This is a genomic window from Cupriavidus cauae, assembly GCF_026210475.1.
GTDB classification, from domain to species: domain Bacteria; phylum Pseudomonadota; class Gammaproteobacteria; order Burkholderiales; family Burkholderiaceae; genus Cupriavidus; species Cupriavidus cauae.
The window spans coordinates 2,338,593-2,361,858 of record NZ_CP080293.1 but is presented as its reverse complement, the minus strand read 5'-3'; the positions used below and the strand labels follow the sequence as shown (position 1 = coordinate 2,361,858).

General features: G+C 67.7%; 17 protein-coding genes and 2 tRNA genes. 9 read left to right on the top strand and 10 right to left on the bottom strand.

Annotated features, from left to right (window positions below):
• Nucleotides 1-76 precede the first annotated feature (76 nt).
• The 7 genes from KZ686_RS10650 (at nucleotide 77) to pgi (ending at nucleotide 8,835) form a co-directional block, all read left to right on the top strand.
• The gene (locus tag KZ686_RS10650) at nucleotides 77-1,066 is read left to right on the top strand and encodes a TRAP transporter substrate-binding protein (protein WP_149318946.1); all 990 of its coding nucleotides are present in this window, start codon (nucleotides 77-79) and stop codon (nucleotides 1,064-1,066) included.
• 167 nt (nucleotides 1,067-1,233) lie between these two features.
• Nucleotides 1,234-1,746 carry a TRAP transporter small permease gene (locus tag KZ686_RS10645; protein ID WP_149318852.1) on the top strand — a complete coding sequence of 171 codons (513 nt, stop codon included), beginning with the start codon at nucleotides 1,234-1,236 and terminating at the stop codon, nucleotides 1,744-1,746.
• Between the two features lie 43 nt (nucleotides 1,747-1,789).
• On the top strand, nucleotides 1,790-3,088 hold the full coding sequence (locus KZ686_RS10640; RefSeq protein ID WP_149318853.1) for a TRAP transporter large permease: 1,299 nt from the start codon (nucleotides 1,790-1,792) through the stop codon (nucleotides 3,086-3,088).
• Between the two features lie 5 nt (nucleotides 3,089-3,093).
• Nucleotides 3,094-4,368 carry a D-amino acid dehydrogenase gene (locus tag KZ686_RS10635; protein WP_265632345.1) on the top strand — a complete coding sequence of 425 codons (1,275 nt, stop codon included), beginning with the start codon at nucleotides 3,094-3,096 and terminating at the stop codon, nucleotides 4,366-4,368.
• Between the two features lie 99 nt (nucleotides 4,369-4,467).
• Nucleotides 4,468-6,081, top strand: coding sequence for an NAD(P)H-hydrate dehydratase (locus KZ686_RS10630; RefSeq protein WP_407648482.1), 1,614 nt, complete (start codon nucleotides 4,468-4,470; stop codon nucleotides 6,079-6,081).
• Complete coding sequence (locus KZ686_RS10625; RefSeq protein WP_149318856.1) at nucleotides 6,078-7,022, top strand: DMT family transporter; 945 nt, start codon at nucleotides 6,078-6,080, stop codon at nucleotides 7,020-7,022. Before KZ686_RS10630 ends, KZ686_RS10625 begins: the two co-directional genes overlap by 4 nt.
• Before the next feature lie 160 nt (nucleotides 7,023-7,182).
• Nucleotides 7,183-8,835: a glucose-6-phosphate isomerase gene (pgi, locus tag KZ686_RS10620; RefSeq protein WP_265632343.1), complete on the top strand. Its 1,653-nt coding sequence runs from the start codon at nucleotides 7,183-7,185 to the stop codon at nucleotides 8,833-8,835.
• A gap of 21 nt (nucleotides 8,836-8,856) precedes the next feature.
• On the opposite strand, the gene KZ686_RS10615 is transcribed toward pgi, so the two are convergent.
• Nucleotides 8,857-9,555: an ABC transporter ATP-binding protein gene (locus KZ686_RS10615; protein WP_265632342.1), complete on the bottom strand. Its 699-nt coding sequence runs from the start codon at nucleotides 9,553-9,555 to the stop codon at nucleotides 8,857-8,859.
• On the opposite strand from KZ686_RS10615, the gene KZ686_RS10610 reads away from it, so the two are divergent.
• Entirely contained in the window at nucleotides 9,554-10,261 is a 708-nt protein-coding gene (locus KZ686_RS10610; protein ID WP_265632341.1) for an arylesterase, read from the top strand. The genes KZ686_RS10615 and KZ686_RS10610 overlap by 2 nt on opposite strands.
• A gap of 184 nt (nucleotides 10,262-10,445) precedes the next feature.
• On the opposite strand, the gene KZ686_RS10605 is transcribed toward KZ686_RS10610, so the two are convergent.
• The 8 genes from KZ686_RS10605 to mnmC form a co-directional block, all read right to left on the bottom strand.
• Entirely contained in the window at nucleotides 10,446-12,380 is a 1,935-nt protein-coding gene (locus KZ686_RS10605; protein ID WP_149318859.1) for a SurA N-terminal domain-containing protein, read from the bottom strand.
• Nucleotides 12,381-12,576: 196 nt separating this feature from the next.
• A tRNA-Asp gene (locus tag KZ686_RS10600) sits at nucleotides 12,577-12,653 on the bottom strand.
• 68 nt (nucleotides 12,654-12,721) lie between these two features.
• Nucleotides 12,722-12,797, bottom strand: a tRNA-Val gene (locus KZ686_RS10595).
• A gap of 228 nt (nucleotides 12,798-13,025) precedes the next feature.
• A complete protein-coding gene (gene lon, locus KZ686_RS10590) occupies nucleotides 13,026-15,440 on the bottom strand; it encodes an endopeptidase La (protein ID WP_149318860.1) in 2,415 nt (804 codons plus the stop codon).
• Nucleotides 15,441-15,683: 243 nt separating this feature from the next.
• Nucleotides 15,684-16,958, bottom strand: coding sequence for an ATP-dependent Clp protease ATP-binding subunit ClpX (gene clpX / locus KZ686_RS10585; protein ID WP_149318861.1), 1,275 nt, complete (start codon nucleotides 16,956-16,958; stop codon nucleotides 15,684-15,686).
• Nucleotides 16,959-17,173: 215 nt separating this feature from the next.
• Entirely contained in the window at nucleotides 17,174-17,824 is a 651-nt protein-coding gene (gene clpP, locus KZ686_RS10580) for an ATP-dependent Clp endopeptidase proteolytic subunit ClpP (protein ID WP_006575957.1), read from the bottom strand.
• Between the two features lie 83 nt (nucleotides 17,825-17,907).
• Nucleotides 17,908-19,266 (bottom strand): trigger factor, encoded by a 1,359-nt coding sequence (tig, locus tag KZ686_RS10575; RefSeq protein WP_265632340.1) that lies wholly within the window; start codon nucleotides 19,264-19,266, stop codon nucleotides 17,908-17,910.
• A 229-nt stretch (nucleotides 19,267-19,495) separates the two neighbouring features.
• Nucleotides 19,496-21,559 (bottom strand): bifunctional tRNA (5-methylaminomethyl-2-thiouridine)(34)-methyltransferase MnmD/FAD-dependent 5-carboxymethylaminomethyl-2-thiouridine(34) oxidoreductase MnmC, encoded by a 2,064-nt coding sequence (gene mnmC / locus KZ686_RS10570; RefSeq protein ID WP_265632339.1) that lies wholly within the window; start codon nucleotides 21,557-21,559, stop codon nucleotides 19,496-19,498.
• Between the two features lie 206 nt (nucleotides 21,560-21,765).
• Here mnmC and KZ686_RS10565 point away from each other — a divergent pair, with 206 nt between their 5' ends.
• Nucleotides 21,766-22,623 carry a 23S rRNA (adenine(2030)-N(6))-methyltransferase RlmJ gene (locus tag KZ686_RS10565; protein ID WP_265632338.1) on the top strand — a complete coding sequence of 286 codons (858 nt, stop codon included), beginning with the start codon at nucleotides 21,766-21,768 and terminating at the stop codon, nucleotides 22,621-22,623.
• Nucleotides 22,624-22,709: 86 nt separating this feature from the next.
• On the opposite strand, the gene KZ686_RS10560 is transcribed toward KZ686_RS10565, so the two are convergent.
• Nucleotides 22,710-23,183 (bottom strand): aminoacyl-tRNA deacylase, encoded by a 474-nt coding sequence (locus KZ686_RS10560; RefSeq protein WP_149318865.1) that lies wholly within the window; start codon nucleotides 23,181-23,183, stop codon nucleotides 22,710-22,712.
• Between the last annotated feature and the right edge of the window lie 83 nt (nucleotides 23,184-23,266).

Below are 23,266 nucleotides of genomic sequence, written 5' to 3'. Positions count from 1 at the left end.
GCACCGATCAAGCGCACCGATCAGGCGCAACGACGACGCGCAACGACGCGGTAAAGACACAACCAGGAGAGAAATGATGCAGCGCAAGGGATTGCTGAAGTCGATGTCTGCGTGCGGGCTGCTCGCCTGCGCCTTCGCGATGGCGCCGCTGGCGCAGGCCCAGGTCAAATGGGATCTGCCGACCGGCTATCCGGCCAACAACCCGCACACGGTCAACCTGGACCAGTTCGCCAAGGAGGTCAGCGCCGCCACGCAGGGCAAGCTGGCCATCACGCTGCATCCGAACGGCTCGCTGTTCAAGGCCAACGAAATCAAGCGCGCGGTGCAGAGCAACCAGGCCCAGGCAGGCGAGGTGCTGATGTCGCTGCTGGAGAACGAGAACGCGCTGTTCGGCGTCGACGCGGTGCCCTTCCTCGCCACCGGCTTCGATGCCTCGTACAAGCTGTGGCAGGCGCAGCGCCCGGTGATCGACCGCCTGCTGGACCGCCAGGGCATCAAGCTGCTGTATGCGGTCGCGTGGCCGCCGCAGGGCATCTACGCCAAGAAGGAAATCCGCTCGGGCGCCGACATGAAGGGCCTGAAATGGCGCGCCTACAATCCGGCCACCACGCGCATCGCGCAGGCCGTCGGCGCGCAGCCGATGACGATCCAGGCGGCCGAGCTGTCGCAGGCGCTGGCCACCGGCGTGGTCGACAGCTTCATGTCCTCGGGCGCCACCGGCGTCGACAGCAAGGTCTGGGAGAGCCTGTCGCACTTCCATACGGTCGATGCCTGGCTGCCGAAGAACATGGTGATCGTCAACAAGCGCGAGTTCGACAAGCTCGACAAGCCGTCGCAGGAGGCGCTGCTGAAGGCCGCGCAGGCCGCCGAGACCCGCGGCTGGCAGCGGATGCGCGAATACACGCAGCAATCGCTCGACACGCTGGCCAAGAACAAGATGACCATCGTCAAGCCCACGCCGCAACTGCAGGCCGACATGAAGAAGATCGGCGACGAGCTGCTGGCCGAGTGGGAAAAGAAGGCCGGACCCGAGGGCAAGGAGATCATCGCGGCGTATCGCAAGTAAGGCGAACAAGGTGGTGCCGGCCAGCCCGTGACTCCCGTCGTCCCTGCGAAGGCAGGGACGACAGCGGCTCGCGACGAGACAGCTGGTCCTCGCCCTCGCGGGGACGGCAGCATGACACCGGCGCGGCATCGCCCTCCGCTTCCCTCCCCCAGCCTTCCGGACGCATCATGACTTCCCGCTTCCAGTGGTTCTACCAGGCGCTCGGCGCGCTGGCCGCCGTCTTCATCTGCCTGACGCTGCTGATCGAACTGGCCATCATCATCGGGCGCTTCGCCAATTTCCAGATCGACGGCGGCGACGCCTATGCCGGCTATTTCATGGCCGCGGGCTCCTTTCTTGCACTGGCCGCGACGCTGCGCCAGGGCGACCATATCCGCGTGACGCTGATCCTGCAGCGCCTGCACGGCAGGCCGCGTGTCTGGGTGGAGATCTTCTGCCTGGCGGTGGCCACGCTGCTGACCGCGTACTTCACCTACTACGCGGGCAAGCTCGCGTACGACTCGTACATCTATCACGACATCTCGCAGAACACCGACGCCACGCCGCTGTGGATTCCGCAGCTGTCGATGGCGGTGGGCCTGTTCGGGCTGTTCGTCGCCTTCGCCGAGGAGTTCGTCTACGTGGTGCGCACGCGCCGTCTGCCGCGCGAGGAAAGCGGCGAAATGGCGCGCACCGAGTAACGCCGACGTATCGACCGGTCAGCCCCCACAGGAACGCAACCACATGGATCTCTGGATCACCTTCTTCCTGATCGTCGCCATCTTCGCCGTGCTCGGCGCCGGCGTCTGGATCGGCATCGCGATTCTCGGCGTCGCCTGGATGGCGATGGAGCTGTTCACCAACAAGGTCGGCGGCGAATCGATGGCGCTGACCGTCTGGGGCTCGCTGTCGAGCTGGACGCTGACGGCGCTGCCCCTGTTCATCTGGATGGGCGAGATCCTGCTCAAGACCAGGCTGTCCGAGGGCATGTTCCGCGGGCTGTCGCCGTGGCTGCAGCGGCTGCCCGGCCGGCTGCTGCATGTCAACGTGATCGGCTGCACGATCTTTGCGGCGGTGTCGGGCTCGAGCGCCGCGACCTGCGCGACGATCGGCAAGATCTCGCTGCCCGAACTGGCCAAGCGCGGCTATCCCGAGTCGATGGCGATCGGCTCGCTGGCGGGCGCCGGCACGCTGGGCCTGCTCATTCCGCCGTCGATCATCATGATCGTCTATGGCGTCACCGCCGATGTGTCCATCGGCAAGCTGTTCATCGGCGGCGTGCTGCCGGGCCTGATGCTGGCGCTGCTGTTCATGGGCTACGTCGCGGTCTGGGGCTGGCGGCATCGCGATGCGATCCCGGTGCCCGAGCATCGGCTGGACCTGCATGCCAAGCTGGCCGAATCGCGCCACCTGATCCCGGTGGTGCTGCTGATCGGCGCGGTGCTGGGCTCGATCTACGCCGGCATCGCCACCGCCACCGAGGCGGCCGCGCTCGGCGTGGTCGGCGCGCTGGTGCTCGCGCTGGCGCAACGCACGCTGACGTGGGAAACGTTCCGCGATTCGCTGATGTCGGCGACGCGGCTGTACTGCATGATCGCGCTGATCCTGGCCGGCTCGTCGTTCCTGACGCTGGCAATGGGCTTCATCGGCCTGCCCCGCCATCTGGCCGAGTGGATCGTCGGCCTGAACCTGACGCCGTTCATGCTGATCATCGCGCTGATGGTGTTCTTCATCATCCTGGGCTGCTTCCTCGACGGCATCTCGATGGTGGTGCTGACGATGTCGGTGCTGCTGCCGACCATCCAGGCGGTCGGCATCGACCTGCTGTGGTTCGGCATCTTCGTCGTGCTGGTGGTCGAGATGGCGCAGATCACGCCGCCGGTCGGCTTCAACCTGTTCGTGCTGCAGGGGATGACCCGGCGCAATATCAGCTATATCGCCTGGGCCGCCTTCCCCTTCTTCGTGCTGATGGTGGTGGCGGTGCTGCTGATCTGGGCCTTCCCCGGCCTGGTGACCTACCTGCCCGCGCAGATGAAGATGTAGGCGCCATGCGTGCGATCGTGATCGGGGCCGGCGTGATCGGCGTGTGCTCGGCCTGGTATCTGCGCGAGGCCGGCTTCGAGGTCACCGTGCTGGACCGGCGCGCCTCTCCCGCGCAGGAGACCAGCTTCGGCAACGCCGGCGTGATGGCGCCCGGGTATGTGACACCGTGGGCCGCGCCCGGGATGCCGGCCAAGGTGCTGCGCACCCTCTTCGCCAGTACCTCGCCGGTGGTGTTCCGCCCCAGCGCCGACCCCGCGATGTGGCGCTGGATTGCGCGCTGGCTCGGCGAATGCCGGCTCGAACGCTACCGCATCAACAAGCTGCGCATGCAGCGGCTGGCCTTCTACAGCCGCGCCTGCCTGCACCAGCTGCGCGACCAGCTGCAGATCGACTACGAGCAGTCGCAGGGCTATCTGCAGCTGTTCAGGACCGAGCGCGATCTCGACATGGCCCGGCCCGCGCTGGCGCTGCTGCGCGAGAACGCGGTGCCCCACCGGCTGATCGATGCCGCCGAATGCCGCCGCCTCGAGCCCGGCCTCGCTCCGGACACCGCGCTGGCCGGCGGGCTGCATCTGCCCGAGGACGAATCGGGCAATTGCCCGATGTTCACGCGCCGGCTGCGGCAATTCGCCGAGGCGGCGGGCGTGCGGTTTCAGATGGACACCACCGTTCACAGCATCGGGGCGCCGCGCGACGGCGTGCTGTCCGTATCGACGCGGCACCAGGGCAACGAGTCGATCCTGCGCGCACCGCACGTCGTGGTGGCCGCCGGCGTCGCCAGTGCCGCGCTGCTGCGCCCGCTCGGCCTGCGCGTGCCGCTGTATCCGGTCAAGGGCTATTCGGCGACGGTGCCCGTGCGCGATGCCCTGCAGGCGCCGCTGGCCGCGCTGATGGACGAGTCGTACAAGGTCGCGATCACCCGCATGGGCAATCGCATCCGGCTGGCCGGCACCGCCGAGCTCGGCTCGCGCAAGCTGGATCTGCGCCAGGCCGCGGTGCGCACGCTGCTGAAGGTCGGACGCGACTGGTTCCCGGGCGCCGCCAACTACGGCGAAGCCTCGCTGTGGACCGGTGCCCGGCCGATGCTGCCGGACGGACCGCCCTTGATCGGCGCCACCGACGTGCCGGGGCTGTTCCTCAATCTCGGCCATGGATCGACGGGCTGGGCGATGGCCTGCGGCTCGGGCAAGCTGCTCGCGGCGCAGGTGGCCGGCGCGCCGGCCGAGATCGACCTGGAAGGGCTGACGCCGGACCGCTACGGCCTCGGTCCGCGGCGATGAGCCGCTTGCCGGCGGCGCTGCGATAATGCGCCGATGACGCCCTTCTCCTCTCCTGCCGCCGCGGGGACGGCCGCCGGCGGGACGGCCGCTGAGACCGCCGTGACCGCCGAAATCGCCGAAGCCACTGCGAATGCGGACTGGCTGCGCTTCGATCCGGCCAGCAGCACGCCGGTCCCCTTGTTCGACAGCGCCGCGATCCGCCGGCTCGAACAGGCCGCCTACGCCGGCCTGTCGCCATTCACGCTGATGGCCCGCGCCGGCGCCGCGACTGCCGCCTGGCTGAATGCCCACGCGCCGGCCGGACCGCTGCTGTTGCTGGCCGGGCCGGGCAATAACGGCGGCGACGCGCTGGTCGCGGCCACGCACCTGCATCGGGCCGGGCGCGAGATCCAGGCTTGGCTGCTGGCCGACCCCGCGCGCCTGCCCGCCGACGCCGCGCGCGCGTGGCAGCAGGCAAACGACGCCGGCGTGCCGCTGCAGGTGCTGGTGCCCGATGCCGCCTCGCCGCAGACGGCCCCTCCCTGGCCCGCGACAGCGCCGCGTTTTGCCGCCGTGGTCGACGGCCTGTTGGGCATCGGGCTGAACCGTCCCGCCAGCGGCGCGCTGGCCGAATGGATCGCGCGCCTTGGCATCCTGGCCGACCAGGGCGTGCCGGTATTCGCGCTGGACGTGCCGAGCGGCCTGTCGGCCGATACTGGCGCCGGTGCGCCCGCGGTGCGCGCGACGCGCACGCTGACCTTCATCGCCGCCAAGCCCGGGCTGCTGACGCTCGACGGCCGCGACTGCGCCGGCGAGCTCGATATCGCGCCGCTCGGCCTCGGCTATCCGCCGCAGGACACACCGGCGGCCTGGGCCAATACGCCGGCCCGCTTCGCCGCCGCGCTGCCCGGCCGGCGGCATGCCACCCACAAGGGCAGCTTCGGCACGCTGGCGGTGATCGGCGGCAGCATCGGCATGGTCGGCGCGCCGCTGCTCGGCGCCCGGGCGGCGCTGCATCTGGGCGCCGGGCGCGTGCACATCGGCTTTCTGGCCGACCCCGCGCCGCCGTTCGATCCGGTACATCCCGAACTGATGCTGCATCCGGTCGACCGGCTGCAGTTGGCCGAGATGTCGGCACTGGTCGCCGGGCCGGGCATGGGCACCGGCGAGTACGCGCGCCAATGGCTCGGGGTCGCGCTGCAGGCCGGTACGCCCACGGTGCTCGATGCCGATGCGCTGAACCTGCTGGCCACCGACGCGGCCCTGGCGGCGTTGGCCGGGGCCGGCACTGCGCCACGCGTGCTGACGCCTCATCCGCTCGAAGCGGCGCGGCTGATGGGCTGCACCGTGGCGGAGATCCAGCGCGATCGCCTCGCCGCGGCACGCGCGCTCGCCGCGCAATGGCAGGCGGTGGTCGTGCTCAAGGGCTCGGGCACCGTGATCGCCGGTCCCGGCAAGAACGCGGGCGAGCACGCGGTCACCATCAACCCGACCGGCAATGCGGGCCTGGCCACCGCCGGCACCGGCGACGTGCTGGCCGGCATGATCGGCGCGCTGCTGGCACAGGGCATGGCGGCCGAGTCCGCGGCGCTGGCCGCGGTCTGGCTGCATGGCCGTGCCGCCGATCGCCTGGTGGCGGGCGGCGAAGGCCCCGCCGGGCTGACCGCCGGCGAATTGCCCCGCGCCGCGCGGTACGAACTGAACGCGCTGGTCATGCCGGGTGCGCGGCAATGAGCGGCGCGATCCCGATACAGGGCGCGGCGCCTAGCCGCCGGCAACTGTTGACCGGCATCGCGCTGCTGGTGCTGGGCCAATGGATCCTGACGCTGCTCGATGCCACCGGCAAGACGCTGACCCAGCAGGGCCTGCCGATCATGGCGGTCGCGTGGGTGCGCTACGTCGGCCATGTGGTCGCCATCTTCCTGCTGCTCGGCCCGGCGCGCTTCCGGGCACAGGTCCGCACCGGCCAGCCACGGCTGCAATGGATGCGCGGCGGCCTGATGCTGGCCTCGACGCTGGTGTTCTTCTCGGTGCTGAAGCTGATGCCGCTGGCGACGGCCACCGCGCTGAACTTCTGCGCGCCACTGTTCGTCGTCGCGCTGTCGCCATGGCTGCTCGGCGAACGCCCGGGCCGCCACGCCCGCCTGATGCGCTGGAGCGGCGTGCTGATCGGCTTTGCCGGCATGCTGGTGGTGGTGCGCCCGGGCGGCGAGCTGACGCCCGGCGGCGTGGCGCTGGGCCTGACCTCGGCACTGCTGTTCGCGCTGCTGCAGATGCTGACGCGGCGCATGGCGGCCCACGATGCGCCGATGACCACGCTGATCTGGAGCGGCATCACCGGCGCCGCGCTGACCACGCTGCTGGTGCCCTTCTTCTGGTTCACCGCGATGCCGACGCCGCTGCAATGCGCGCTGCTGCTGTCGGCGGGCATCACCGGTTCGCTCGGCCACTACTTCGTGATCCGCGCCTTCCAGTACGCCGACGCATCGTTCCTGAGTCCCTTCCTCTATCTGCAGATCATCTCGGCCACCACGGTCGGCTTCCTCGCCTTCGGCCAGCTGCCGGACTGGACCACGGCGCTGGGCATCGCGGTGATCTGCGCCGGCGGCGTCTGGGTCGCGGGCGGCGAATCGGCATTGCGGCTGGTGGCCAGGAGCCTCGGCGGAACGCGCTGATTGCGGCGTTGTCTGACAGTTTTCGCGGAATGTGCACGCTATACTCGGCACGTTCCGCGTCGTCTGCGCTCGTTTTTTTGCGCTCGTTCGGCGCTCGTGATCCGCTTGCATCATCCGCTCGACTTTTTTGCGTTCGACCCTACTCCGCCCGTATTTCGCAATGCCTACTGATCTTCCCGCCTGGCAACGTCTGCAGCAGCACTACCAAGCGATCCGCGACCAGCGGATGCGCGACTGGTTTGCCGCGCCCGACGCCCGCGAGCGGGTCGACCGGTTCTCGCTGGAAGCGGCCGGCCTGTTCCTGGACTACTCGAAGAACCGCATCGTGCCGGAGACGATGGACCTGCTGGTCCAGCTCGCCGAAGAGGCCGGCGTGCCCGCGCGGCGCGATGCCATGTTCGCTGGCGCACATATCAATGCGACCGAGGATCGGGCCGCGCTGCATATGGCGCTGCGCGCCGCGCCCGATGCCCCGTTCCAGGTCGATGGCAAGCCGGTGATGCCGGCGGTGCACGATGTGCTCGCGCGCATGCGCGACTTCTCGCAGCGCGTGCGCAGCGGCGAATGGAAGGGGCATAGCGGCAAGACCATCACCGACGTGGTGAACCTGGGCATCGGTGGCTCGGACCTCGGACCGCGCATGGTGTGCCGCGCGCTGGCGCACCTTGCCGGCGATGGTAGCGAAGGTGGCAAGGTTTCCGGGCCGCGCGTGCATTTCGTCTCCAACGTCGACGGCACCGAGCTGGCCGAGACGCTGGCGCGGCTCGATCCCGAACGCACGCTGGTGATCGTCTGCTCGAAGACCTTCACCACGCTCGAGACGATGGCGAATGCCAACAGCACGCGCCAGTGGTTTGTCGCGCGCGGCGTGCCGGAGAGCGGACTGGCGCGCCATTTCGTCGCGGTCTCGACCAATCTCGAGGCGGTGCGCGCCTTCGGCATCGACCCGGCCAATATGTTCGAGTTCTGGGACTGGATCGGCGGCCGCTTTTCGCTGTGGTCGTCGGTCGGGCTGTCGATCACGCTGGCGCTGGGCTTCGAGGCCTTTGCCGAATTGCTGGCCGGCGGCCGCGAGATGGACGAGCACTTCCGCACCGCGCCGCTCGCGCGCAACATGCCGGTGATCCTCGGCCTGCTGGGGGTCTGGTACCGCAATGTGTTCGGCCTGCCGACCAGCTGCATGGCACCGTACTCGACCTCGCTGGAACTGTTCCCCGCCTTCCTGCAGCAACTGGAAATGGAGAGCAACGGCAAGTCGGTGCAGCGCGACGGCCAGCCGGTGCGCGTCGACACCTCGCCCGTGGTCTGGGGGACGGCCGGCACCAATGGCCAGCACGCCTATTTCCAGCTGATCCACCAGGGCTCGCAGATCGTGCCGGTCGACTTCGTCGCGCCGCTGTCCGCCCCGCGCACGCTGCCGGGCCATCATGCCAAGCTGCTGGCCAACTGCTTCGCGCAGGCCGAGGCGCTGATGCGCGGACGAACCGAGGACGAACTGCGCGCGGCCGGCATCGTCGAGCCCGAGCGCATCGCGCATATGCGTTTCGCGGGCAATCGGCCCAGCAATATGCTGCTGATCGAGGGCATCACGCCGCGCGCGCTGGGCGCGCTGATCGCGCTGTACGAGCACCGCACCTTCGTGATGGGCGCTATCTGGAATATCAACTCGTTCGACCAGTGGGGCGTCGAACTGGGCAAGCTGCTGGCGCGGCCGATCGAGGCCGAGCTGAACGGACGCGGCGAAGGCCCGCACGATCCGTCCACCAGCGCGCTGATCGCGCGCGCCAGAAGCGCGCTGGCCCGCGGAGGCTGAGCGCCGGCCCTGGCCGCGTGCTCAGACCTCGGCGCCCATCCACTCGTCGCTGGCGACCTTCCCTGCCTCGATGGTCAGGATGCGGCCGCAGCGCGCCGCGACCGAGCGGTCGTGCGTGACCAGCACCAGCGTCGAGCCGGCGTCGCGGTTCAGTTCGAACATCAGCGCGATCACCGCTTCGCCGGTCGCGGTATCGAGGCTGCCGGTCGGCTCGTCGGCGAACAGGATATCGGGCCGCGTGACGAAGGCACGGGCCAGCGCCACGCGCTGCTGCTCGCCGCCCGACAGCGTGCGCGGATAGTGCGACAGGCGCGCGCCCAAGCCCACCCGTTCCAGCATCCCCTTGGCGCGCTCGCGCACGCCGTCGGTCTCGCCGCGCAGCTCCAGCGGCAGCATCACGTTCTCCAGCGCGGTCAGATGGCCGACCAGCTGGAAGGACTGGAACACGAAGCCGACATGCCGGCCGCGCAGCGCGGCGCGCTGGTCCTCGTCGAGCGCGAACAGGTCGTGCCCGTGCAGCGACACGGTGCCGCGGCTCGGCAGATCCAGGCCCGCCATCAGCCCGAGCAACGTCGATTTGCCCGAACCCGAGGCGCCGACGATGGCCAGCGTTTCGCCGGGCGTGACGGAAAAGGACACGTCGTGCAGAATCGTCAGCGAACCGGTCGCGTCCGTCACGGTCTTTCCCAAGGATTCGACAGCAAGAATGGATGAGGACATGAGCAAGGGTTTCCGGAACGGTTTCTGGCGGGACATCGGTGGACGCTGGCGCGCCCTGGTGCTGGGCGGGCTGCTGGCGCTGGCGGCGATGCCGGCACTGGCGCAACGCGCGCCCACCATCCTGGTGCTTGGCGACAGCCTGTCGGCGGAATATGGCATCGCGCGCGGCGCAGGATGGGTCAAGTTATTGGAAGACCGCCTGCGCGCGGAGAGGTTCGATTATAGCGTCGTCAATGCAAGCATCAGCGGCGAGACCACGGTGGGCGGCAAGACCCGTCTGCCCGATCTGCTGACCCGCCACCGCCCCGCCGTCGTGGTGGTCGAGCTCGGCGCCAACGACGCGCTGCGCGGCCTGCCGCTGCAGAGCACCGAGTCCAATCTGCGCCAGATCGTCACCAGCGCGAAGGCGGCCAAGGCCAGCGTGCTGCTGATCGGCATGCGGATCCCGCCCAACTACGGGCCCGACTACACCGAGCGCTTCTTCGCGCTGTATCCGAAGCTGGCGAAGGAGTATCAGCTGCCGCTGGTGCCCTTCCTGCTCGACAAGGTGGTGACGCGGCCCGACTGGTTCCAGGACGATCGCATCCATCCGACCGCGCAGGCCCAGCCGGCGCTGCTCGACACCGTCTGGCCGCAGCTGGAGCCGCTGCTCAAGCGCCAGCGGCGCAGCGCGGAGGAAGGCAAGGCGCAGCAGCGCCGCGGGTAAGCCGCAGCACGGTGCCCTGCAGGATGGATGGGTGAACGGCCGCACGGCGGCCTTGACCACCGGCCTGAACGGCAGCCCGGTGGCCCTGACCACCGGCGCACGAGAAAGGGGCCCCGCGGGGCCCCTTTCCTCCATGCATTCTCCATGACTACCGGGCAGACCCTGCGGGGCCTGTCCATCGCCATCAGCCTGCCGGCTGGGATTCCGCCGGCGCCGCGGGCTTGAGCACCTCGACGTCCGACCGCGCCTTCAGGCTCTCGAAGAACGCTTCCAGCTCGCTCTGGCCGGCCAGCTGCGACAGCTGCTGGGCATCGGCCTGGCGCTGCGCGGGATTGGCCTGCGCCGGCTGCGAAACCTTGGCGATGCGATAGATCGCATAGCCCTGCGCGCCCAGATCGACGCCGACCATCGCCGGCAGCTTCGACGCATCGGCACGCATCACGGCCTCGACCGCCTTCGGCGCCAGACCGGCCGGCTGCTGGCGCGACACCGTCACGGCCGCGCCGAAGCCGTCGGCCGAACCGCTCTGCTTGAGCTTGGCGAGCTGCGCTTCGCCGTCCTTGCGCGCCAGTTCGGCGGCCTGCTCTGCCACGTACTGCGCGCGGACCTGGTCGCGCACCGCGTCGAACGGCCGCACCGACGCCGGGCGATACTCGACGACACGGCCGGCAACCAGCGTTTCGGGACCGACCTGGATCGCTTCGGTGTTGCGCTTGTTCTTGATCGCGTCATCGCTGAACAGCGCGGTCAGCACCTTCTCGTTGTTCAGCGGATTGTTGGCGCCCAGCGCGGGGTTCGGCGCGCGGGTCACGTTGTCGGCGGTCTGGATCGTCAGCTTGAACTTGTCGGCGGCCGGCTTCAGGCTATCCGCTTGCTCATAGACGGTATTGCCGAAGGCATCGGCCTGCTCGGTGAACTGCTTGGCCGCCAGCTGCTTGCGCAGTTCGGCTTCGAGCTCGGTCTTGACCGCCTCGAGCGGACGCGTCTGCGACGGCTTGATCTCGGTCACCTTGATGATGTGATAGCCGTAGTCGGTCTCGACCACATCGCTGAGCTGGTTCGGCTGCAGCGCGTACATCGCGTCCTCGAACGGCTTGACCAGCGCGCCCCGGCCCATGAAGCCGAGGTCGCCGCCCTTCTCCGCCGAGCCCGGATCCTGCGACTGCTTGCGCGCGACGTCGGCGAAGGTGTCCGGATGCTTGCGCAGCTCTTCCAGCAGCCTGGTCGCCTTGTCCTTGGCGGCCTGGCGTTCGGCGGCGGGCGCGTCCTTCGAGGCGGCGATCAGGATATGGCTGGCGCGGCGCTGCTCGTCGGTACGGAAGCGCGCGATATTGCTGTCGTAGTAGGACTTGAGCTGCTCGGGCGTGATGCTGATGCCGGCGGCCAGCGCATCGGCGGACAGCACGAGGTATTCGACCTTGGCCTGCTCTGGCACGCTGAAGGCCTGGCGATGCTTGTCGTAGTACGCCTTCAGCGCGGCGTCGTCGGCCGTGACCTTGGCGGCGTAGTCGGTCGCCTTCAGCAGCAGCGGCTGGACCTCGCGCTGCTGGTCGCGCGCGGCGATCAGGCGGTCGAGCAGCGACTTCGGCATGAAGGCCGTGGCACCGATCGACTGGCCGAGCTGCTGTGTCGCCAGGTCGAAGCGCATGCGTGCGTCGAACTGTTCGGGCGTCATGCCCTGCGAGGCCAGCAGTTCGATATAGGCCTTGTCCTCGACCGTGCCGTCCGCCTTCTTCGGCAGCTGTGCGATCGCGGGGATCGCGATGATCGCCTCGTACAGGCGCTCGTTCGACACGGTCAGATGCTCGCGATTGACCTCGTCGGCGACCACGCGCTGCAGGATCAGCTGATCGAGCACGGCCTTGCGCGCTTCCGGCCCTTCGAACTGGCGCGGATCGTAGGCGGCGCCCAGCACCTGACGCATCCGCTCCGACTGCTCGCGCAGCACGTTATCGACTTCCTGTTGGGTGATGGCGCGGCCACCGACCTTGGCGGCGTCGTGCGAGCTGTCCATGAAGCGCGAATAGCTTTCCACGCCGAAGAACACGAACGACGGAAACACCAGCACCAGCAGCAGCAAAAGCATCAGGCGCCGGTTGTTGCGAACGAAATCAAGCATGCTGACTCGGGATCAAGTTGGGACGGAGGTCAAACTCCGCGATTCTAGCAGGCTGCGCAGGGTCGCCCTGTGGATGTGGCGCCGGCGGCCGCTGCGGACTGGGCAAAAAGACGGGCTACAAGACGGGCTACAAATGAAAACAGCCGCATGGAGGCGGCTGATTCGGCCGGCCACCTGGCGGTGCCCGGATGCAATGTGGCGGAGTGGACGGGACTCGAACCCGCGACCCCCGGCGTGACAGGCCGGTATTCTAACCGACTGAACTACCACTCCGATGTCGGTCTCGCCACCGGCGACACGGCCTGATGACGCGGGGCATGGCGATCGGGCCATCGAGTGAGTGGTGGGTGCTGAGGGGATCGAACCCCCGACCTACGCCTTGTAAGGGCGCCGCTCTACCAGCTGAGCTAAGCACCCGCTCGATGTTGCCGCGATGTGGCCGCAATGCCGCCAATCAGGCTGTATCGCCGCGCACGTATCAGCCGTTGACTGCCGTTTGCGCTGCGAGGCCGCAAGTGTAATACAGCGCGTTTGGCTTTGCCAAGCCGAACACCGCGCGGCGCGAAAAAAAACCGCAGGGCGAACCCTGCGGTTTTGCGGTGCCGGCGGGCGCGGTCGGGATCGCCCCGCCCCGCCCTCACGCGATCAGTGGTGAATCATCTCGTGCGTGGCAGCCGCGCCCTTGTCCTTGACTTCGGCAGGGCTGGCGACTTCCTCCGGCAACGGCTCGGGCTTGCGCTCGAGCGCCATTTCCAACACCTTGTCGATCCAGCGCACCGGAACGATTTCGATATTGTTCTTGACGTTGTCCGGGATGTCGGCGAGGTCCTTGACGTTCTCCTCGGGAATCAGCGCCAGCTTGATGCCACCGCGGTGGGCGGCCAGCAGCTTCTCCTTCAGACCGCCGATCGGCAGCACTTCGCCCCGCAGCGTGATCTCGCCGGTCATCGCCACATCGGCGCGCACCGGGATGCCGCTGAGCACCGACACCAGCGCCGTCGTCATCGCGATACCGGCGGACGGACCGTCCTTCGGCGTCGCGCCCTCGGGCACGTGGATGTGGATGTCCCGCTTCTCGAACATCTCGTCCGTGATGCCCAGCCGGCGGGCGCGCGAACGCACCACCGAACGGGCTGCCTCGACCGATTCCTTCATCACGTCGCCCAGCGAGCCGGTGCGGGTGATATTGCCCTTGCCCGGCATCAGCGCCGCCTCGATCGTCAGCAGATCGCCGCCGACCTCGGTCCACGCCAGACCCGTGACCTGTCCCACCTGGTTTTCCTTGCCGGCCAGACCGAAGTCGTACTTGCGCACGCCGAGGAATTTGTCCAGGTTGTCCGAATCGACCTTGACCGTGCCGCTCTCCTTCTTCAGCAGCAGCATCTTGACCACCTTGCGGGCGATCTTCGACACCTCGCGTTCGAGCGAGCGCACGCCGGCTTCCCGGGTGTAGTAGCGGATGATGTCGCGGATCGCCGCTTCGGTGACTTCGATCTCGCCCGGCTTCAGGCCGTTGTTGCGGATCTGCTTCGGCAGCAGGTAACGCTGGGTGATATTGACCTTCTCTTCCTCCGTGTAGCCGGACAGCCGGATCACTTCCATCCGGTCGAGCAGCGGCGGGGGAATGTTCAGCGAGTTCGAGGTCGCCACGAACATCACGTCCGACAGGTCGAAGTCCACCTCGATGTAGTGGTCCTGGAACGTGTGGTTCTGTTCCGGGTCCAGCACCTCGAGCAGCGCCGACGACGGGTCGCCGCGGAAGTCCATGCCCATCTTGTCGATCTCGTCGAGCAGGAAGAGCGGATTGCGCACGCCGACCTTGGTCAGGCTCTGCAGGATCTTGCCGGGCATCGAACCGATGTAGGTCCGGCGGTGACCGCGGATCTCGGCCTCGTCGCGCACGCCGCCCAGCGCCATGCGCACGAACTTGCGGTTCGTCGCACGCGCCACCGACTGGCCCAGCGAGGTCTTGCCGACCCCGGGCGGCCCGACCAGGCACAGGATCGGCGCCTTGACCTTGTCGACGCGCTGCTGCACGGCGAGGTATTCCAGGATCCGTTCCTTGACCTTCTCGAGACCGTAGTGGTCTTCGTCCAGCACGCGCTCGGCGTTGGCCAGGTCGTTATTGACCTTGCTCTTCTTGCGCCACGGCAGGTTGACCAGCGTGTCGATGTAGTTGCGCACGACGGTCGCCTCGGCCGACATCGGCGACATCAGCTTGAGCTTCTTGAACTCGGCCTCGGCCTTCTTCTTGGCCTCCTTCGGCATGCGGGCGGCCTTGATGCGCTTGTCGAGCTCCTCGAGATCGGCGCCCTCTTCGCCTTCGCCCAGTTCCTTCTGGATGGCCTTGACCTGCTCGTTCAGGTAGTACTCGCGCTGGCTCTTCTCCATCTGCCGCTTGACGCGGCCACGGATGCGCTTCTCGACCTGCAGGATGTCGATCTCGCCCTCGAGCTGCGACAGCAGGCTCTCCAGGCGCTCGGTCACGTTGACCATCTCCAGGATCTTCTGCTTCTGCTCGAGCTTGATCGGCAGATGCGCGGCGATGGTATCGGCCAGGCGACCCGGCTCGTCGATGCCCGACAGCGAGGTCAGGATCTCCGGCGGGATCTTCTTGTTCAGCTTCACGTACTGGTCGAATTGCGACACGATCGCGCGGCGCAGGGCCTCGGTCTCGGCGCTTTCGCCCGGGCCCAGGGGCACCGGCACGGCCTCGCACATGAAATGCGAGTCGTCCTCGCTCACTTCGCGGATATTCGCGCGCTGCGTGCCTTCGACGAGCACCTTCACAGTGCCGTCGGGCAGCTTCAGCATCTGCAGGATATTGGCGATGCAGCCGACCTCGTACAGGTCTTCGGCGGTGGGCTCATCCTTCGCCGCCGTTTTCTGGGCCACGAGCATGATGCTCTTGCCCGACTCCATCGCAGTTTCCAGCGCCTTGATGGACTTCGGGCGACCCACGAACAGCGGGATCACCATGTGCGGAAACACCACCACGTCGCGCAGCGGCAACAGTGGGAGGCGAATCGGCTCAGCCGGGAGGAGTTGTGTTCCAGACATCAGTTTCCCCAGTCAGTCATTTAAGGCGTAAATTGGGTCGCACGAACCGATTACAAGACAGCAATCACCGGTTCGCAGCATCAGTCAAATGACGGCCCCGACACTTGCGAATCCCGCGCAAACAGCATACCCGCGTTTCCTCCCGTTCGTTTGGCGAAATGAAGAAAAAAAGCCGCTCGCTTTTCGCGAACGGCCTGTCGGTTGGCTGCCGGCGCGGGATCCGCCCATGCGCCGGCGTTCGCGTCAGTTGGAGCCAGCCACTTTGGGCTGGTCCTCGTACATCAGCAAGGGAGGTGCGTCGCCCGTGATGGTGCTTTCGTCGATCACGACTTTTTGCACGCCCTTGTAATTCGGCAGGTCGTACATGACATCCATCAGCGATTGTTCGAGGATCGAACGCAGCCCGCGCGCGCCCGTCTTGCGCTTGATGGCCTTGCGGGCGATCGCGGACAGCGCTGCCGGCCGGATTTCCAGTTCGACGCCTTCCATCGCCAGCAGTTTCTGATACTGCTTGACCAGCGCGTTCTTCGGCTCGACCAGGATCTGCATCAGCGCGGCCTCGTCGAGCTTGGACAGCGTCGCGACCACCGGCAAGCGGCCGATCAACTCGGGGATCAGGCCGAACTTGATCAGGTCTTCCGGTTCGGTCTGCGGCAGAACCTCGCTGACGTCGCGCTCTTCCTTGCTCTGGACCTGCGCGCCGAAGCCGATGCCGGTCTTGTCCGAACGCTGCATGATCACCTTCTCCAGTCCATCGAAGGCGCCGCCGCAGATGAACAGGATGTTGGTGGTATCGACCTGCAGGAAGTCCTGGTTCGGATGCTTGCGCCCGCCTTGGGGCGGCACCGAGGCCATGGTGCCTTCGATCAGCTTCAGCAGCGCCTGCTGCACGCCCTCGCCCGACACGTCGCGCGTGATGGACGGGTTGTCCGACTTGCGCGAGATCTTGTCGATCTCGTCGATGTAGACGATGCCGCGCTGGGCCTTCTCGACCTCGTAATTGCAGTTCTGCAGCAGCTTCTGGATGATGTTCTCGACGTCCTCGCCGACATAGCCGGCTTCGGTCAGCGTGGTCGCGTCCGCGATCACGAACGGGACGTTGAGCAGGCGTGCCAGCGTCTGCGCGAGCAGCGTCTTGCCGGAACCGGTCGGGCCGATCAGCAGGATATTGCTCTTGGAGAGCTCGACATCGTCCTTCTTGCCGAGATGCTTGAGCCGCTTGTAGTGGTTGTAGACAGCCACGGCCAGGATCTTCTTGGCCTGCTCCTGGCCAATCACATACTGGTCCAGGCTTTCGCGGATCTCGTGCGGCGTCGGCAGATCCGACTTCGCCGCGGCCGGGGCGTCCTTGTCGGCGCCGGCGGCTTCATCGCGAATGATCTCGTTGCACAGGTCGATGCATTCGTCGCAGATGAACACCGACGGGCCGGCGATCAGCTTCTTGACCTCGTGCTGGCTTTTGCCGCAGAAGGAGCAATACAGAAGCTTCTCGCTGGATGAACCTTTTTTGTCCGCCATAGGAATCGTCACATTAGCAGGGGCGCGCCAGGGCGCAGAAAGGACCTTGGCGATACGCGTCAAACGCATCATACGCCAAAACCTTTCGGGCAGCGGGCGGAACCCCCAAGGTGTGGGGGCAAACACCACAAACGAGGCGCAGGGCCTCGTTATGTGGTGTAGGCTTGGCCGTTTGAGGCCGGATCTGGGTTCGAAGCCGGCGCGCCGCGCCAGGCTCAACCGCGGCGGGCGATCACCTTGTCGATCAGGCCGTAGTCGACCGCCTGGTCGCCGCTCATGAAATTGTCCCGGTCGGTATCGCGGGCAATCTTCTCGACCGGCTGACCCGTGACCTCGGCCAGGATCGAATTCAGGCGCTCGCGCAGATAGAGGATCTCGCGCGCCTGGATCTCGATGTCCGAGGCCTGGCCGCGAGCGCCGCCCAGCGGCTGGTGGATCATGATCCGCGAGTTGGGCAGCGCCAGGCGCTTGCCCTTGGCGCCGGCGGCCAGCAGGAACGCGCCCATGCTGGCGGCCATGCCCATGCACAGCGTCGACACGTCCGGCTTGATGAACTGCATCGTGTCGTACACCGCCAGACCGGCCGATACCGAACCGCCCGGCGAGTTGATGTAGAGGAAGACATCCTTGTCGGGATTCTCGCTCTCCAGGAACAGCAGCTGCGCGATCACCAGATTGGCGGTCTGGTCGTTGACTTCGCCCACCATGAACACCAGGCGCTCCTTCAGCAGGCGCGAGTAGATGTCATAGGCGCGCTCGCCCCGACCGGACTGCTCGACCACCATCGGCACCAGCCCGAGGCCCATGGTCTCCAGCGCCGAGGCTTGCGTGGTGGCGAGACGATCGAGCAAATCATTGCGGGTCATGCAGGGTTCTCCAGAATTCGGTGGCAGGCCAGTGGCCTCGGCGAAAGGCAAACAAGCCGCCCGAAGGCGGCTTTTTCTTTCGATCAGGCTTGCTGGCCGCCGTTGCCTTCGGCCGTCAGCTCTTCGAAGGACACCGGCTTGTCGATGACCTTGGCCTTCTCGCACACGAAATTTACCACGTTGTTTTCGAGCACGTAGGCTTCCATCTCCGCGAGGCGCTGCTGGTCGCCGTAGTACCAGCGCATGACTTCCTTCGGATCTTCGTAGCTCTTGGCGAACTCCTCGATCTCGGCCTTGATCTGGTCGGCCTTGGCCTCCAGGCCGTTGGCCTTGACGATCTCGGCCAGGATCAGGCCCAGCTTGACGCGGCGCTCGGCCTGCTGCGCGAACATCTCCGGCGGAATCGGCATGTCCTTGGCGTTCGGCATGCCACGCTGCTCGAGGTCGCGGCGGGCCATCTGCACCAGGCGCTCCTGGTCCTGCTCGATCAGCGCCTTGGGCACGTCCAGCTCGCTGGCCTTGATCAGCGCTTCCATGACCTGGTCCTTCAGCATCGCGTGCGTGCGGCGCTTGACCTCGCGCTCCAGGTTCTCGCGAATATCGGCGCGCATCTTCTCGACGCTGCCGTCGGCGATGCCCAGCGACTTGGCGAAGTTGTCGTCGATCTCGGGCAGGTGAGCCCACTCGACCTGCTTCATCGTGATGGTGAATTCGGCGGTCTTGCCGGCGACTTCCTTGCCGTGATAGTCCTCGGGGAACGCCAGCGGGAACGTCTTGCTCTCGCCAACCTTCAGGCCCAGCGCGGCCTGCTCGAACTCGGGCAGCATGCGGCCTTCGCCCAGCACGAAGACGAAGTCCTCGGCCTTGCCGCCGGCGAACTCCACGCCGTCGATCTTGCCGACGAAGTCGACCGTCACGCGGTCGCCGTTCTTGGCCGCCACTTCACCGCCGCCGTCGCCGTGCTCGCCGGCTTCGCCGCGGGCGTGGTAGTGGACGCGCTGCTTGCGCAGGATCTCGATGGTCTTGTCGATCTCGGCGTCGGTGATCTCGGTCTTGGTGCGGACCACTTCGGCGGCCGACAGGTCACCGATCTTGACTTCCGGGTAGACCTCGAAGGTGGCGTCGAATGCCACTTCGTCGTCCGCCACGCCTTCGGTCTTGATCTCGAACTTGGGCTGGCCGGCGACCTTGACGTCCTGCTGCTGGGTAATGTCGAAGAACTTGCGGGCGGCCTTGTCGAAGCGCACTTCGAACTCGACCTGCTGGCCGTACTGCTTCTCGACCATCTTCATCGGCACCTTGCCCGGGCGGAAGCCGGCCATCTTGACCGTCTTCGACAGGCGAACCAGGCGCTCCTGCTTCTCCTTCTCGACCTCGGCCTTCGGAATGGCCAGGGTCACCTTGCGGTCGAGTTTGCCGAGGTTTTCAATCACATTCGACATGGTCGTCAATCCAATCCAGAAATGTTGTTGTGTTCGTCAGCGCGTTCCGCTTGCGTGCCTGCGTGCAGGGTTTTCTCCCTCAGGCCGTCGAACGGTTCGCACGCACCAGCCACGCATGAGGCACGCGGACAAGCCGCCTGAGCCCCGATCGCGAACTCGCGCAAACAAACACACCGCGCAAACGGAAAACGCGGATTATCGCACGGTTTCGATCCGGTTCCGGCAGTTTTTACCCTGACAGGGCCTGACCGGGCCGCCCGGCGCCCTGCCCGGCATCCGGTTCAGCATCCCGCCCGGTATCCCGTTCGGCATCCTGCCCGTCGCCGCCGTGCTGCCCATGCCGCAGCGCCCGCAGCAGCAGCCGCGCCGGATCCAGCGCGTCGGCGAGATCGCTTTCCACCGGCAGCGGCTCTCCCTCGATCCGGCTGGCCAGCAGTTCGCCGGCCAGCGCCGCCCAGGTCAGCCCGCGCGAGGCGAACGCGAGCGCCACATACAGCCCCGGCAGCCGTGGCAGATCGCGCAGATGCGCGCCGCGCAGCGAGGCGGCCCGGCGCTCGCACTCGGCCTCGTCGGCCACCTGGCCGACCCACGGCAAGCGATTGTGCGAGACGCTGCGCACGCCGACATAGCCGTGCAGCGCGGCGGGATCCAGCGCACTGACCGCCGCGCTCCGGTCCGGCAACAGCGCCGACAGCCGGCGCAGATTGTCGGCATGGGTCTCGACCCGTTCGACCAGCGGCCCTTCGTCCGGCTCGTAGCTGGACCCGATCCTGGCGCTGCCGTCGCCGTCGCGCGGCAGCAGGTAGCCGCTGCCCGTTACCACGCAGTCGGGCCAGCGGCCCAGCCGGGCGACATCGCCGGGCTCGAGCGTGGTCAGTTGCCCCCGTACGCGCCGGATCGGCAGATGGCGCAGCGGCAGCAGGCCGCTGGCGTGGTGCGCATTGGCGAGCACCAGCACCGGCGCCTCGGCCACCGGCCGCCCTGCCTCGTCGAATACTTGCCACCCGTCATCGGTCCGGCGCAGGGAGGCGATACGGCAGCCGAACCGTGTCTCCACGGCCGCCCCCGCCATCGCCAACTGAGCGCGGCAGACGTCGGGCGGCGCGACCCATCCCCCCTGGGGGAACCACAAGCCGCCGCGCGCCACCGTGGCGCCATGCTCGTCGGCAGCCTGCTGCGCCGACATCCAGCGTACATACTCCGCGGGGAACCCGAGTTCAGCCAGCGCGCGCTGCTGCAGCGCCGTGTCCTCGTCGTCCTGACCGACCTGCAGCACGCCGCAACCCTGCCAGCCGACCGGATGCCCGGCCTCGGCCAGCGCCTGCCAGGCCCGCAATGCATGGAGATTGCCGGCGCGCGACAGCCGCGACAGCACGCTGTCGTCCGGCGACAGATGCGGGTGCATGGCCGCCGCGCGATGCGCCGAGGTCTCGCGCGCCGGGCCGTCGTGCGCGTCGATCAGCGTCACGCGCCAGCCGCGCGCCGCCAGCCGCTCGGTCACCGCACAGCCGGCCAATCCGGCGCCGATCACGATCGCGTGGCGCCGCGTCCAGGCACCGGGCGAAGGCGGCGCATGGCGGCGCCGGCGCTCGGCCGGCACGCGCGCGACCGTCATGTCGCGCTTGCTGCCGAAGCCCGGCGCCTTGCTGACCTCGAACCCGGCCGCCTGCAGGCCGCGCCGCACGAAGCCGGCGGCCGTATAGGTCGCCAGCGTGGCGCCGGGACGCGCCAGCCGGGCCAGCCCCTTCATCACCACGGGATCCCACATGTCGGCATTGCGCGCCGGGGCGAAGCCGTCCAGATAGAAGGCATCGGCACCGACTGCCAGCCGCGGCAAGAGTGCCTGCACGTCCCCCAGCGCGAGCGTCAGCACCACCGCGCCGCCGTCGAAGGCGAGCCGATGCAGCCCCGGCAGCGCCAGGGGCCACGCGGCCTGCAACTGCTGCGCGAGCGGTGCCAGCTCTTCGAGGTCGGCATGCAGCGCCGCCAGGCCTTCACGGGTAAATGGATGCTTCTCGATCGAGACGAAATGCAGGCGCGCGCAGCGGCGCGGGTCGTCGCGCCAGGCCTGCCACGTCGCCAGGAAATTGAGCCCCTGGCCGAAGCCCGTTTCGACGATGACGAATTGTTCCCGCCCCTGCCACGCCTGCGGCAGGCCATTGCCGCCGAGAAAGACATGCCGCGCCTGCGCCAGCCCGCCCTCGACGCTGTGATAGACGTCGTCATAGCGGGGCGAGTACGGCGTACCCTGGTCGGACAGGATCGGCTCGGCGGGATCGAGGGCGCGGGGCATCGGAAGAACGGAAAAACAGGACGGAGGACGGCGCGGCAAGACGCTTCGCGGCACGCCAGGACCGGCGCACGATCGCCGCAAAAAAACGGCGCAAAAAACGGCGCAAAGCCGGCCCAAAACGAGCGCAAAACGCTGTATGACGGCCACGGGCGCCGCGGAAGGTCGGCCGGATGGTAGCATGGCGCCCTGCTCCGCCCGCCCCTGCCATGCTCAGCTATCGCCACGCCTTCCACGCCGGCAATCACGCCGACGTTCTCAAGCACGCCATCGTCACCCATCTGCTCGATTACCTGACGCAGAAGGACAAGCCGTTCTGGTACATCGACACGCACGCCGGCGCCGGCCTTTATGCGCTGGACGAGGGCTATGCGACCAAGAAATCGGAGTTCGAGACCGGTATCGCTCCGCTGTGGCGGGCCGCCGCGGACGGCCGCGCGCTGCCGCCGCTGCTGCAGGAATACCTGGACCAGGTGCGCACGCTGAACCCGGACGGCCGCCTCCGGCACTATCCCGGCTCGCCGTGGCTCGCCTGGCAGATGCTGCGCGACGCGGACCGGCTGCGGCTGTTCGAACTGCACAGCACCGAGATCCAGGTGCTGCGCGAGAACTTCCGCGGCGCGGGACGCCGCGTGATGCTGTACGACGGCGACGGCTTCGGCGGCATCAAGGCCATCCTGCCGCCCCCGCCGCGCCGCGCGCTGGTGCTGATCGATCCGTCATACGAGGACAAGCAGGACTACGCGCGCACCGTGCAGTGCCTGCGCGATGGGCTGCAGCGCTTCGCCACCGGAACCTATGCGGTCTGGTATCCGCAGGTGCAGCGGCGCGAGTCCGGGCAATTGCCGGTCCAGATGAAGGCGCTGCCGTTCAAGGGCTGGCTGCATGCCACGCTGACGGTCAAGCACCCGGTGCCCGGCGGGCTCGGCCTGCATGGCAGCGGCATGTTCGTGGCCAATCCGCCGTGGACGCTGCGGGCGGCGCTGGAGGCGGCGCTGCCGGCGCTGGTCGAACTGCTCGGCCAGGACGCCGGCGCGACCTTCACGCTCGAAGGCGAGCAGCCCTGAGCGACGGCGCGGCGGCGTTTCGCATCACCGGCGCCGTGCAGCGCGCCGACAGCTACCGTTCGCACACGGCGGCCTGCCCGTTTCCGCTACATCATGCGGCGGGTGAACTGCCCTCGCTCGGCGCCTGCCATCAGGTCGAGGAAGGCCTCCGTGGTCATGTGGATCAGCTCCTCGTGATCCCCCGCCTCGAAATAGACCTCGGGCTGGCCAAGCAGGCTCTCGTCGATATAGGTGCGCATGCCATAGGCCATGCCGACCGGCGGGATCGCGCCCAGCACGCAGTCCTTGAACACTTCGCGCACCTCGTCCTCGCTGGCCATCGTCAGCCGGCGGCCGGTGCGTTCGCATAGCTCGGACAGATCGAGCAGGCGGGTCGACGGCATCACCGCCACCACATAGCCCGCCTCGTCCTCCAGCAATACGGTCTTGACCAGGCGATCGCCCGGCACATGGGCCGCCTGCGCGGTCGCCATGCTGCCCAGCGCATAGGGGTGGCGGATGATATCGAAATGGCTGTTCTTGCTGCTCAGGCAAGTCGCCAGGGTGGTTGCCAGTGCCATGATGGTTCCCCTCTTCGAGATACAGGGATGGCGCGCACTGGCGTGAGGCGCGTGGCGCGCCGTCCGCGAATGGGGGCGCCGGT